Below are 12,945 nucleotides of genomic sequence, written 5' to 3' on the forward strand. Positions count from 1 at the left end.
TGTTGTACTGTGACCGAGCAAGAAGCACGCGAACAGTTTTCCGCGTATTTAGAAAATGAACTGGACCCGGAAGCGGCGGAGCGATTTCAGCGCTTTTTGGCGTCAAATCCCGGCTGCGCCGCCGAGTTGATCGACTTCGAGCATACGCTCTCGCTGATGCACCGGCTGCCCGCCCACGAACCCGCCCTGGACCTCTGGACGGAGTTCGCGCCCCGCATGGCCGGAGTGCGCGCCGAGATGAAGATGGGCGCGCGGCAGCGCTGGCGCTTCCGCTGGTTCAACTTCCTTTCGTCGCTCTCCGCGGGACTGATCCTCTATACACATGCCCTGGCGGAACGGACACATGTTCGCCTGGAGCGATATCTGCTTCAGGACCCGTTCCACCTCTACGAAGGACGCGGTGGCGATGGCAGATAATCGTCCGTTCGCACGCTTGCTTCGTCTCGCGCTCGCCCTTGTCCTGTTGATGTTATCTGCGTTCGCCGGCCTTACGCCGGCGAACGCGGATGCGCCGCGCGTACGCGTGGTCGAAATCCACGGCGCCGTCAACGCCGCGGTCGCCACATTTGTCGGCGAACAGCTGGACGCCGCCTGGAAAGACGGCGTCTCGGGTGTGATCTTCGACCTGGACACACAGTCCGGCGACGACGCCGCCGCGAACGCCATCAAATCCTCGATCATTTCCCATACGGCGTCTCTGCCGATCGCCGTCTATATCCACGACCATGCGCTCGGCGCGGGCGCGATTATTCCGCTGGCCGCCAAAACCGTCGTGATGACGCCGACCGCCATCATCGGCGGCGCTTCGGGCAGCGGCGCCAAGGCGGATTTCAAGGCGTCCGCCTCCGCGCTCGGACGCAATCCGGCCATCGCCGCCGCGTTTGTGTCCGCCGATGCGCCCCTTCCCACGCTGGGCGTCGCCAACAGCGGTGAGACGCTCACCATGACCGCGCAGCAGGCGCAGACGTCGGGGTTCGCCTCCGCCATCGCCACGGACGATTCCGGTGTCCTCGCGGCGATGGGCTTGCCGTCCGCCAGCATCGAGACGGCGCACTTCAGCGCCTGGATCGGCTTCGCGCGCTGGATTGTCCTGCCGTGGGTCACCATCTTACTGCTCGCCGTGGGCATCGCGCTGATCATCGTCGAGCTTTTGACTCTGCATACCTGGGGCATCGCCGGCATCGTCGGCGGCTTGATCCTGGCGCTGATCTTCGCCGCGCATATCGCCGTGGGGCATGCGTCCTACGTCGGCATTCTCCTGGTCCTCGGCGGCGTTCTCTTTCTTCTTTTTGAAACCCATATCTTCCCAGGACACGGCGTCTCGGCGATCATCGGCCTGGGCCTCATCGGCACAGGCATGTACTTCGCGCTCGGCGGCGCGCAGAACGGCGCGCTCTACGCGATCAGCGGCTCGCTCCTCACAACGGTCGGTATCCTGGTGGCCTTCTTTATCTACCTTCCCCGCAGCCGGGTCTGGAATAAGATCGGGCAGCCAATGATGCAGACGGCCACGGAAGGCTATGTCGCCAGCGAGGACTACACGGGGTATCTGGGGGCCGTCGGCGAAGTCACCAGCGACCTGCGTCCCTCGGGCATCGCCGAGTTTCAGGGGATCCGAATGCAGGTGGTCAGCGAAGGCGCCTTCATCCCCGCCGGCACGCCTGTGGAAGTCGTGGTGGTCCAGGGTGGACGCATCGTGGTGGCTCCGACAGCGTCGTCTGGGTACACTGCGGTATGACCGATGTTCCGAAGCCAAAACCGCCGCGTCCAAAGAAGCCCGCCGCGCCGCGAAAGCCGCGAAAGCCCGAGTTCTCCCCCACCCGCATCAAGACGTTTCTGAGCTGCCCGATGATGTACCGGCTGGAGTATGTCGATAAGGTGGGACGCTTCTACCATCGCTCGCGCGCCGGCTTCTCGTTTGGGACATCCCTGCACTCCACCCTGCAAAACTTCCACGAAGCCGGCGGCGCGGCCGCCGTCACTCCCGAGGAGCTCGTGACCCGCCTGGATCAAGATTGGATTCCCCAGGGCTACGCCAGCGCCGAGCAGGAGCAGGAACACCGCGTCGAGGCCGCGCAGATCCTGACGACCTATCACGCCCTCGCCGCCGAACGCGCGGACCTCACGCAAACCTTCCTCACGGAAAAGATGCTCAAATACGACATGGGCGAATTCGTGCTCACCGGCCGTATCGACCGCATCGACGAACACCTCTCCGACGGCGCCTTAGAAATTGTGGACTACAAATCCGGCCGGATGAGCGTCACCGAAGAAGACGTCAAAAGCGCCCTCGCCATGTCGATCTACCAGCTCCTCGCCAAGCGCAACAATCCCGAACGACGTGTCTTGGCCACCATCCACGCCCTGCGCGGCGGCGTCACCGCCTCCACTTCTTATTCGGATGAAGAACTCAACGACCTCGAAGACGACCTGCGCGGCATCGGCCTCATGATCCTGGAAAAAGACTTCGAATCTGTCCGCCCAGAACCGCTCCCGGATGTCTGTCCCTGGTGTGATTTTTTGCCGGCGTGTACGCGATACTGGCGTTCGCAACGGCGCGATTATCTGAGTGAATTGGGGTTGGAAGAGTAGGACGCCGTACGTCTATGAGAAGATCCGGTTGCAGCGGTCGGCGCGGCCGCGCCGACCGCTGCAACTAGTTGTTACGCCTCATTGCGTCCCTGGCGCCGGAGTACAACATGGGTGGCTTTCTCCGAGGCAACGAACTGAACGCATTCGTACCCCACGGCGCGCACGTCTATCCCCTCGAACAGTCGCTCTCCCTGGCCTAGCAGGATCGGCGATATCGCGATGTGCAACTCATCGATAAGGCCCGCGCGAAGATATTGCTGGATCGTGTTAGCTCCGCCGCCAATGCGCACATCCCTTCCGTTGGCTGCGTCGCGCGCCCGGTCAAGCGCCTCGTGAATACCGCCCGTGACGAAGTAGAATGTCGTTCCGCCCTCCATCTGGATGGGCGGACGCGCGTGATGTGTCAAGATGAAAGCAGGAACGTGATATGGTGGGTTGTCCCCCCACCAGCCTTGCCAGTTCATATCGGGCCAGGCGCCGCGAATCGGTCCGAACATATTTCTTCCGAGGATCCAGGCGCCCATATTCTCGAAGCCCCGCGCCGCGAAATCGTCATCGATCCCCGTTGCGCCGCCGTCGCCGCCAAATAGGATTCGTTGGAATGTGCGTGTCGGGATTAACCACTGATGTAAATCTGTCCCCCCCACGCCAAGCGGATTGTTGATGTCCTGATTCGGACCAGCTCCGTATCCGTCAAGCGAGATGGTAAAGCCCTCAACTCGGACGCGTGTCATTTTTATGCTTCCTTTCGATTGACGCCTAACACTTCAGTGCGCGATCACGGTTCTCATTCACCTTAAAGTCAATTTCCTCAGGCTTCAATTACTTGTCGTGTGACAAGACTACAAATCGACATTCCTTCACGAAAATACAGCAAATTTCTACGAGACGCCGTCTCGATTGAAGACAATAATATCGCAATCGTTATCCTTGCCGGCGTAGGCAGCGCAAAAACCTACTCCGCCGCGCTTCGCCTCATCGCCTGAATCCGCTGGGACGCCAGCAACGCCAGCAGCGTCGCCCCTTGAATGACGAAAATCAGGACGCTGGAGACATGGGCGCTGCGCTCCATGCTGCCGGAGCCGGCGCTAAGGGCGCCGAAGAAGAGTGCGGAGAGGGCGATGGTCCAGGGGTTGAGGCGGCCGAGCAGCGCGACGGCGACGGCGGTGAATCCGTAGCCGGGAGCGTAGTTCTCGTACAGGGATCCGAGCTTGCCGGAGAGCTCGATCGCGCCCGCAAGGCCGCACAAAGCGCCGCTCCAAGCCATGGCGGAGACCTGCGTAAGCGCGACGTTCACGCCGGAGGCGCGCGCGGCGTCGGGGTTGTCGCCGACGACGCGCAGGGCGAAGCCGCCGGGCGTGGCGAAGAGGTAGATGGTGACGACGAGGATCGCCGCCAACGCGAGATACAGGCCGAAGTGCAGGGTGGTTTCGGACAGGATGACGGGTAATTGGGCGTTAGCGGGCAGCGCTTCCGAGGCCGGCTGAGCGTGCGTCGACTCCTGCATGGGGCCGTGCAGGAGATAGGACAGAAGCTGCGCGGCGACGAAGTTCAGCATAATCGTGCTGATGACCTCTGGGACGCCCCGCCAGGCGCGCAGAGCGCCCGCGACGGCGCCCCAGGCGGCCCCGGCGAACGCCCCCGCCACAAGTACGAGCGGGATCAGGACGGGGGCCGGGAGATTGTGCAGCTTGTACGCGCCGACGGCGGACGCGGCGATGGCCCCGACGAGAAACTGCCCTTCGCCTCCGATATTCCAGATCTTCGCGCGAAAGGCGATCGCGACTCCAAGGCCCGTCAGCAAAAGCGGCGTCGTTCGGTTCAGCGTATTGCCGATATCGTAACGGCTGCCGGCCGCTCCCTGGTAGAGCGCCGTCAGGACATCGCCCAGATGCGCGCCGGCAAGCGTGACGACCAGGGCGGTCAATCCCGCGATGGACAGCAGAGTGGTCGACGCCGTGATGAGCCAGCGGCCGACGCCACGCCAAACGTTAGCCATGGGACGCGCCCTGCTTTCCGCCCATCATCAATCCCAAAGTTTCACGCGGCGTATCTGCGGGCGTAATCCCCACGATTCGTCCTTCGTAGAGTACGGCGATTCGGTGGCTGAGCGCGACGATCTCGTCAAGTTCAGTGGAAACAAGAAGAATGGCGCCGCCCTGTTCGGCGCGCTCACGCAGCTTCCGGTGTACATACGCCGTGGCGCCGACATCGAGACCGCGTGTCGGGCTCGCGGCAATCAGCAGGCGAGGCTGGCCGACAAGCGCGCGCGCGATCACAATCTTCTGCTGATTGCCGCCCGACAGTGAACCCGCCAGTGTGGAGAGATGGTCGGCGCGGATATCGAAGTCATCGAGCAACTGCTTGCTGAACTCTCGGAGCTTGCGCCGGCGCAGCCAAAAGCCCCGACGGAACTGCGGCTGCCGCGCCGCGTCCATCGATAAATTCTCCTCGACAGATAATCCCAACGCCAGTCCCTCGCGATGACGGTCGGGCGGGATCACCGCGACGCCGAACTCCCGGCGCTCTTGCACGCCGAGCTTGCGCAAGCGCTGCCCCGACAGCACAATGTCTCCTGACTTCCAGGCGCGTAGTCCCTGAAAGATCTGGATCAGCTCGGCTTGCCCATTGCCATCCACGCCGGCGACACCCAGGATCTCTCCGGCGGCGATCGAAAATTGGATGTCCCGCAGGGTCGTTTCCATCGGCTGCGGCCTGGTCGAAACCTGCTCAAAGGAAACAACGGCGCTGTCGGTCCGGTTAGGCTGTGAGGATTTTCGATCGTCACGAAGAATACTTGCCGATTCCGGGTCTTGCGACCTGGCGTCGCCCACCATGCGACGCGCCAGATCGTCGGGATTGGTCTCATCGATCCCGACTGTTCCGACGGTTTTGCCTCGGCGCAGAACCGTCACGCGGTCGCAGAGAGTCATCACTTCGGAAAGCTTGTGGGAGACGAACACCAGGCTGCGGCCTTCGTCACGCAGCGCGCGCAGCACCCGGAACAGCTCCAGAGTCTCGGTGGGCGCAAGAACGGCGGTCGGCTCGTCAAAGAGCAGAATACGAGCATCGCTGAGCAGCGCTTTGACGATCTCCACACGCTGCTGTGTCCCAACCGGCAGGTCGGCGATGGGGTTTTGCCAGGGAATCGTCCACCCCAGCCGCTCGGCAATGGCGGCGGCGCGCTCGCGAACGGCGCTCTCCAGCCTGGGAAGCGAAGCCGAGGCTCCCGCTTCCGCGAGCGCCAGATTCTCCACGACGGTCATGCTCGACACCAGCATGAAGTGCTGATGCACCATCCCAATACCTGCGGCCCGCGCGTCTTCCAAAGTCAAAAAGGACCGCCCCTGACCGCCGCAGGCAATCTCGCCGCCATCCGGCCGCATAAGTCCGCGCACGATCTTCAGAAGCGTGGATTTACCGGCGCCGTTTTCGCCAAGCAAAGCGTGGATTTCGCCGGCGCGCAGGGTGAAGTCCACGCCGTCCAGGGCGGTGAACGTCCCGAAGCGTTTCGTGACGCCGCGGAGGGCGAGAGCGTCGGGAGGAAGATCAAATCCAGATGGAGAGATTGAAGTCACGAGGCGGCGATCCCGAATCTAGAAAGGAGGATGGCCCTCACCCCCCGGCCCCCTCCCAAAATTGGGAGAGGGGGAGTCAGAGGGAGTTAGCGTTTAAGTCATAAGATCTTTTGGATCTTTGATCCAAATCTTAACCCTCGCCCAGACCTTTGGGAGAGGGTGGCCCGAAGGGCCGGGTGAGGGCTCATCCTCCCTTACGGCGCGACCTTGATCTTGCCGTCGGCAATATCCTTCGCGGCGGCGGCGACTTTGGCTTTCTGGTCGGCGGTCAAAACGTTCGCGAGCTTCGGGTTGTCCACGAGTGTCACGTCGCCCTCTTTCAGACCGAGGGAAATGGGATGTCCCTGGAACTTGCCGGCTTTGACATCGGCGGCGATGTCGGCGAATGCTTTGGGGACGTCCAGAACGGCGCTGGAGAGAACGTTCGCCGCTTTCGGGTTCTCATCGGCGTTGACGCCGAAGGTGTAGACGCCGGGCTTGGGGCCAGCGGTGTCGAACATGCCTTTCGCGGCGGCGTCGCAGTTATGCGCGATCACGTCGGCGCCGCTGCTCAGCAGCGCTTCGGTCTGCGCCTTGGCGGCGACGGGGTCGGTCCAGCCGTTGATATAGGTCGTCTGGAAGTTGAACTTCGGATTGACCGATTTCGCGCCGTTGGCGAACGCGTCGGCCGCCATCTTGACCGGGGGCAGGTTCTGTCCGCCGATGAAACCGCCCTTGCCGGATTTGGAGACAAACGCCGCCTCCATCCCTTGCAGGTAGGTCCCTTCTTCGGTGGCGAAGTGGATCGGAGCGAGATTCGCCGCCGAGGCCGTACCGCCGGTGGTCACGAAGATCGTCTTCGGGTACTGCTTGGCGACCTTCTCGGCGGCGGGGCCGAATTCGTCGCCGTGTGCGAAGATCACGTTATAGCCGCGGTTCGCGAAATCGCGGAAGGCGTCTTCAAACTGACTGTTGTTCAGGCTTTCTTGCTTATCCACCTGCGCCCCGAGATCCTTCTGGATCTTCAGCAGGCCGTCATACGCCGATTGGTTCCATCCGCCATCCGTCACAGGGCCTGTCGTCAACAGCGCGACTTTGAAATCTCCGCTCGCCGGCGCCGGCGCGGCGGCCGGCGCCGTGCTGGGCGGCGTCTCGGCGGTTTGCTTTGGGCCACAACCGGCAAGCAGGCTCAGCGCGGCGAGAGGTAGAACCGAGAGTATCTGGAAGCGTTTCAAGAAAGTGACCTCTTCTCTAGAGTATGGGAGATGCGGGAAATCAAAACACGCGGCGCTCGGTGAGCGCCGCGTGACATGTCAAAACGTGATGGGTAAAGTCTTGCCGCCCAGGATATGTACGTGCAGATGATCGACCGTCTGGCCGCCGTCCTTGCCGTTATTGATGATGATCCGGAAACCGCTCTCGCCGATCCCCGCGTCGCGCGCAATGCGCGCGGCGGCTTCCAGCAGGTAGCCAAGCAGCGGCGCGTCTTCCGGAGCGGCGTCCAGCAGGTTGACGATCGGCTTTTTCGGGACGACGAGGATATGGACGGGGGCCGAGGGGTGAATATCGTTGAAGGCGATCACTTTGTCGTCTTCGTAGACGATGGTGGCGGGAATCTCCCGCTTGATGATCTTCGTAAAGATGCTGTCGCTCATGCGGTGGGTGTCTCCTCTTTGATTCCAAATGCGTCGCCGTCCGGCAGCACGTCGCTGAGCGCCACGCGGACGATCTCGCCACGCTTTGCGCCGCGCGCTTCAAACTGGACACGGACGTAGTTGCCGGTATAGCCCGATAGCCAGCCATCCTGAGCGCCGCGCGCCTCCGTCAGCACGGAAACAGTCTGCCCGATATGCTCGGCCGCGAACGCGCGCTGGCTCTCCACGCAAACGGCGGTCAGCGCGCGGTGCCGGCGCTCTTTCTCTTCAGGATGCACATCGTCTTTGAGCAGCTCGGCCGCCGTGCGCTGCCGGGGAGAATATCGGAACACATGCGTGCGCGCGAAGCGCATCTTGCGGGCGTAAGCGAGCGTGTTCTCGAACAGCTCTTCCGTTTCGCCTGGGAATCCGACGATCAGGTCCGTCGTGAGGCCGATCTGCGGCATATGCGCGCGCAGCTTGTCGGCGATCTCGGAGAAGAACGCCGTATCGTACGGCCGGTTCATGCGCTTCAGAATCGTATCGTCGCCGCTTTGAAGCGAGAGATGCAGGTGCGGAGCGATGCTGGGATGGCTCGCCATCGCCAGAATGATCTCGTCGGGAATCTCCACCGGCTGCACCGAAGACAGGCGGACGCGGTCGATCCCCGGCACATCAGCGACCGCCGTGAGCACGTCGGCCAGGCGCGCGCCGCCGCTGCCCGTCTCCGGGCCATAGGCGCCGACGCAGACTCCCGTCACGACCACCTCGCGCGCGCCGCGCGCCGCCAGCAGGCGCGCCTCGGCCAGAACGTGTTCGAACGGCCGGCTCGCCATCGTATTCCGTGTGTAGGGAATGGAGCAGAACGAGCAGAAGTACTCACAGCCGTCCTGGATCTTCAGGACCGCGCGCGTGCGATGCAGCGCCGCCGGGCCGGCGCCCGACGCGTCAATGGCGATCAAACCGGCCGGCGCGCTTTCGGGGAATACGGCGATGGGATCGTCCATCGCCGGAGACGACGAATACTGGATCAGATCGGGAAACGCGTTGAGCACATGCGCCACGGTGCGCATCTTCTCGGAGTTCGGAACGAGCAGCGCGGCGCCGTCCACCTCTTCCTGGGTATCGAGCGCGAGCTGCGCGAAGCATCCCGTCACCACGACTTTGGAGCCGGGATGCTCCCGCGCGGCGCGGCGGGCCATGTAGCGGGATTTCCGGTCGGCGTCGGCGGTCACGGAGCAGGAGTTGATCACATATACGTCCGCCGCGCTTCGAAAATCCGTCACGGTGAACCCGTGCGCTTCAAAGCTTTCGGCGATGCGCTCGATCTCGTATTGATTGACTTTGCAGCCTAAATTGGTGAATGCGGCGGTAGGCATGTTACCTAGCAGTGTACCGTATCGCGGAAATGGGTGTCAACAAGAGGATGAGCCTTAAGCCTGCACGGTTTATGCAGCATTGTTGCCGGGAAGAACAGACCGGAAGCGACAACGCAACACGCAAGGAGACGCGAAACATGGAACTCAAGGAACTGAACGATCTTTATATCGACGAGCTTAAAGACCTTTATAACGCCGAACATCAGATTTTGGAGGCTCTGCCGAAGATGGCGGAAACCGCCACATCGCCGAAGCTGAAGAAAGCGTTCGAGACGCATCTGAAGCAGACCCAGGGCCATGTCGAGCGCCTGGAGCAGATCTTTGAGAAGCTCGGCGAGAAGCCCACGGGCAAGGTGTGCAAGGCGATGAAGGGCCTTGTCGCCGAAGGAGCGGAGATGATCAAGGAGAAGGCGACGCCGGAAGTCAAGGACGCCGGCCTCATTACCTCCGCGCAGCGCGTGGAGCATTATGAGATGGCCGGTTACGGCTCGGTCCGCACCTTCGCCAAGCAGCTTGGCTACACCGACGCCGCCGCGCTGCTGCAATTGACGCTGGACGAAGAGCAGCAGACGGATCTCGACCTGACGGCGCTGGCCGAGAAAACGATCAACGTCAAGGCGCTTGCCGGCGCGGCTTAGTTCACAAAACGCCCCTTGCAAACCTACCCTTCCCATCTCCCGTCGCCGGGAAGGGTTGAAGAGAAAGCCCCATCGCTTACCGTGTAGGCGATGGGGCTCTTGTTTTTCATTACCCTTCCCGCCCGCGGGAGGGTCGGCCGAAGGCCGGGGGTGGGTTTGCCAAAGGGCGACCGAAGGGCCGGGGTGGGTTTGCACGGGGTGAAGCCGGCGACGTCTACGTTAATACAGCTCCGGATCGATATACCCCGGCGTATACGGCGCGAGCCGTCCCGCCAAATCCTTCGCGATGTCGGCTTTCACCACGATCTTTTCCAGCCCATAATCCACCGAATGGACCTTGCCGTTCTCGTAGCATAGCGCGACGATGTCGCTGCGGTCGTAGGGGATCTCCAGCGTGACCGAAGCGAGCAGCGATCGAAGAGTCGCTTCGATCTTGTCCATCAGGAACGGAATGCCGTCCCGGTGGATCGCGGAGAGATAGCACGCGTTCGGATACTGGGTGACGAGTTCTCGCAGTTCGTACTGGTCGCTGACCGTGTCGGCTTTGTTGAACGCGATGATCGTCGGCTTTTGATCCGCCTCCAGCTCACGCAGAACTTCCTCCACAGCGCGCACCTGGCGATCGCGCTCCGGATGGCCCGAATCCACGACATGGATCAAGAAGTCGGCCTGGATCACTTCTTCCAAGGTCGCCCGAAATGCGGCGATGAGGTTGTGCGGCAAGTTTCGGATGAAACCGACCGTATCCGTCATCAGCACGGACCAGCCGCCGTTCGGCAGCACGACGCGCCGAGTGGTCGGGTCCAGGGTGGAGAACAGCTTTTTGTCCGCGAGGACTTCCGCGCCGGTCAGCAGGTTCAGCAGCGTGCTTTTGCCGGCGGAGGTGTAGCCGACCAGAGCGCACGTTGGGAACGGCAGCTTATGCCGCATGCTGCGCTGCTGGGAGCGCTGCTCCTTGATCTCCTCAATTTCCTTGCCAAGCAGCGAGATCCGCTCCTTAACACGGCGGCGGTCGCTTTCCAGCTTGGTTTCACCCGGACCGCGTCCGCCGATGCCGCCCTGCTGGCGTTCGAACTTGGTGTAAAGGGAGGATAAGCGCGGCAGCAGATAAAGAAGCTGCGCGAGCTCGACTTGCAGCTTGCCTTCCTTGGTGCGCGCCCGCTGCGCGAAGATGTCCAGAATGAGCTGGGTGCGGTCCAGAACGCGCTTTTCCAGAAGCTCCGTCAGGTTACGCTGCTGGGTGGGCGTCAGCTCGTCGTCGAAGATGATGATATCGGCTTCGACCGCCTTGGCCTCCGTCTTCAGCTCCCCCGCTTTGCCCGAGCCGATATACGTCGTCATATCGGGCGAACGTCGGCTCTGCGCGAACTCGGAGACGACCACGGCGCCCGCAGTCATCGCCAGCTCCCGCAGTTCGTTCAGGCGCATGGCGCTGTCATCTTCACCGCCCGCCAGAGACAGCGAGACGATCAGCGCGCGCTCTTCCTTGTGTGTTTCGTAAGAGGCCGCCATAGATTTTTGTCTTTCCTTACTTGAGCGTCAGGTGGAGACGCTCTCGGAGCGCCGAGAAGATCACATGTCCAAGCGACATATGGACGTCTTCCACCAGCTGCATATTATTGGAGTGTACGACCACGTTGTGCTGCGCCATGCGCGCCAGCTTTCCGCCGCCGTATCCGCTCCAGCCAATCGTGATCGCGCCCGCGTCATGCGCCGCCTGGACAGCCGCCAGGATGTTCGGCGAATTGCCGCTGCCGCTGATCGCCACCAAAATATCGTCGGGTCGCATCCAGCACTGCGCCTGTCCCGCGAAGACCATGGCGTATTCCGTGTCGTTCGCCCATGCTGTCAGCAGGGGCGATGAATCCACGAGCGAAAGACACTCCCACGGGCGTCCGCCGATCAAATGGATATTCTTTTGTAAGTCCGCGGGCAAATGGCTCGCGGTCGCCGCGCTGCCGCCGTTTCCGCAAAAGCAGACGCGCCGGCCGGCGAGATAGTTTTGATACAGCAGTTCGACCTGATTGTCGACATCCTCTTCGGACACATCGCCGAGAAGCTGCTGAAGCTGCGTGAAGTACTCTTTTACATAACCCATATCTGCCTGTCGAACCGATCTAACGCCGCGCGTTCAAAATGACCTTCGCTCCGTCGCGCTCCAGGCTGAACGGAAGCTCTTTGAGCCCAGAAAGGGCCTGCCGGACGGTCTGCTGGCGATCCGGGGGAGTGTGCAGCAGCAGGAAGCCGCCGCCGCCGGCGCCGGCGATCTTGCCTCCGGTCGCCCCCGCGTCCAGGGCCATCTCATAAAGCTCATCGATGCTGCGGTTGCTGATCTTGCCGGCCATCTGCTTTTTCAGATCCCAGCCCGTATGCAGCAAGCGGCCGACTTTGTTGGTGTTGTTCTCAAGCAGGCAGATCTCGATCTCATCGACTTGCGCTTTGAGCAATCCAAGAACGGCGTCTCGGTCGACGATATTCGCCTTCTGCTCCGACAGGATCTCGTCCGCCTTGCGCGTGATTCCCGTGTAGAACAGCATCATCGACTCGCCGAACCGCCGTCGCTGGTCCTCCGACAGCGGGATGACCCGGCTGCTGACGGTTTCGTCCTTGTGAAACTCGATCCGCCGCAGGTTGCCCAGCGCCGCAATGTACTGGTCCTGCTTGCCGATCGGCTTGCCCAACACCTCTATTTCGATTTTACACGCCTGTTCCGCTAAAGAAGCCGCCGTTACCAATTCGCCTTGATACGCGTACATGGCCAGCAGCAGTCCTACGGTGACGGTGCTGGACGATCCTAATCCACTGCCTTCCGAGGGAATATCCGCCATCGTGGCGATCTCCACGCCGTGCTTGATGCCCGTCATGCGCAGGCATTCGCGCACGAGTTCGTGCTCGATCTCATCAATGTCGCTGACCATTTCCGTGCGGGTATACCCCACGCGGATCTTGTTGTCGAAGCGTTCCTTGATGACGACGTAGATGTACTTGTCGATGGCTGTGGAAATGACGGCGCCGCCGTCGTTTTGGTAGTAGCCGGCAAAATCCGTTCCGCCCCCGGCGAACGAAATTCGGAGCGGCGTCTGAGTGATAATCATAAGTGGCCCAATCCTAAGCCCTTATTATAACACATGCCGCCTCAGTGCGC

The 12,945-nt window shown here is 61.9% G+C and carries 13 protein-coding genes; 4 read left to right on the top strand and 9 right to left on the bottom strand.

The window, feature by feature from the left end; all coding sequences use genetic code 11:
• The first annotated feature begins 9 nt into the window (after positions 1–9).
• From D5261_RS23705 to D5261_RS23715, 3 genes are read left to right on the top strand one after another with little or no spacing between them, the layout of a single operon-like run.
• On the top strand, positions 10–417 hold the full coding sequence (locus D5261_RS23705; RefSeq protein WP_119319648.1) for an anti-sigma factor family protein: 408 nt from the start codon (positions 10–12) through the stop codon (positions 415–417).
• Entirely contained in the window at positions 407–1,738 is a 1,332-nt protein-coding gene (locus D5261_RS23710) for an NfeD family protein (RefSeq protein WP_165863934.1), read from the top strand. The genes D5261_RS23705 and D5261_RS23710 overlap by 11 nt, the downstream gene beginning before the upstream one ends.
• Positions 1,735–2,592 carry a RecB family exonuclease gene (locus tag D5261_RS23715; protein WP_119319646.1) on the top strand — a complete coding sequence of 286 codons (858 nt, stop codon included), beginning with the start codon at positions 1,735–1,737 and terminating at the stop codon, positions 2,590–2,592. Before D5261_RS23710 ends, D5261_RS23715 begins: the two co-directional genes overlap by 4 nt.
• A 71-nt stretch (positions 2,593–2,663) precedes the next feature.
• Here D5261_RS23715 and D5261_RS23720 read toward each other — a convergent pair whose 3' ends face one another.
• The 6 genes from D5261_RS23720 to mtaB all read right to left on the bottom strand — a co-directional run bounded on the left by D5261_RS23720 (position 2,664) and on the right by mtaB (position 9,162).
• Positions 2,664–3,326, bottom strand: coding sequence for a dihydrofolate reductase family protein (locus tag D5261_RS23720; RefSeq protein ID WP_119319645.1), 663 nt, complete (start codon positions 3,324–3,326; stop codon positions 2,664–2,666).
• 221 nt (positions 3,327–3,547) lie between these two features.
• Positions 3,548–4,591 carry an ABC transporter permease gene (locus tag D5261_RS23725; protein ID WP_119319644.1) on the bottom strand — a complete coding sequence of 348 codons (1,044 nt, stop codon included), beginning with the start codon at positions 4,589–4,591 and terminating at the stop codon, positions 3,548–3,550.
• A complete protein-coding gene (locus tag D5261_RS23730) occupies positions 4,584–6,170 on the bottom strand; it encodes an ABC transporter ATP-binding protein (protein WP_119319643.1) in 1,587 nt (528 codons plus the stop codon). Before D5261_RS23730 ends, D5261_RS23725 begins: the two co-directional genes overlap by 8 nt.
• Before the next feature lie 194 nt (positions 6,171–6,364).
• A complete protein-coding gene (locus tag D5261_RS23735) occupies positions 6,365–7,384 on the bottom strand; it encodes a BMP family protein (protein WP_119319642.1) in 1,020 nt (339 codons plus the stop codon).
• Positions 7,385–7,462: 78 nt separating this feature from the next.
• The gene (locus D5261_RS23740) at positions 7,463–7,804 is read right to left on the bottom strand and encodes a histidine triad nucleotide-binding protein (protein WP_119319641.1); all 342 of its coding nucleotides are present in this window, start codon (positions 7,802–7,804) and stop codon (positions 7,463–7,465) included.
• Positions 7,801–9,162 carry a tRNA (N(6)-L-threonylcarbamoyladenosine(37)-C(2))-methylthiotransferase MtaB gene (mtaB, locus tag D5261_RS23745; protein WP_119319640.1) on the bottom strand — a complete coding sequence of 454 codons (1,362 nt, stop codon included), beginning with the start codon at positions 9,160–9,162 and terminating at the stop codon, positions 7,801–7,803. Before mtaB ends, D5261_RS23740 begins: the two co-directional genes overlap by 4 nt.
• A gap of 137 nt (positions 9,163–9,299) precedes the next feature.
• Here mtaB and D5261_RS23750 point away from each other — a divergent pair, with 137 nt between their 5' ends.
• The gene (locus D5261_RS23750; protein WP_119319639.1) at positions 9,300–9,800 is read left to right on the top strand and encodes a YciE/YciF ferroxidase family protein; all 501 of its coding nucleotides are present in this window, start codon (positions 9,300–9,302) and stop codon (positions 9,798–9,800) included.
• Positions 9,801–10,019: 219 nt separating this feature from the next.
• Here the strand turns inward: D5261_RS23750 and hflX are convergent, their stop codons facing one another.
• The 3 genes from hflX to D5261_RS23765 are packed head-to-tail and all read right to left on the bottom strand — an operon-like array spanning position 10,020 to position 12,895.
• Entirely contained in the window at positions 10,020–11,312 is a 1,293-nt protein-coding gene (gene hflX / locus D5261_RS23755; protein ID WP_119319638.1) for a GTPase HflX, read from the bottom strand.
• A 16-nt stretch (positions 11,313–11,328) separates the two neighbouring features.
• A complete protein-coding gene (locus D5261_RS23760; protein ID WP_119319637.1) occupies positions 11,329–11,898 on the bottom strand; it encodes a D-sedoheptulose-7-phosphate isomerase in 570 nt (189 codons plus the stop codon).
• Positions 11,899–11,917: 19 nt separating this feature from the next.
• The gene (locus D5261_RS23765) at positions 11,918–12,895 is read right to left on the bottom strand and encodes a GHMP family kinase ATP-binding protein (protein ID WP_119319636.1); all 978 of its coding nucleotides are present in this window, start codon (positions 12,893–12,895) and stop codon (positions 11,918–11,920) included.
• Positions 12,896–12,945: the final 50 nt, after the last annotated feature.

Source organism: Capsulimonas corticalis (genome assembly GCF_003574315.2).
Classification (GTDB): domain Bacteria; phylum Armatimonadota; class Armatimonadia; order Armatimonadales; family Capsulimonadaceae; genus Capsulimonas; species Capsulimonas corticalis.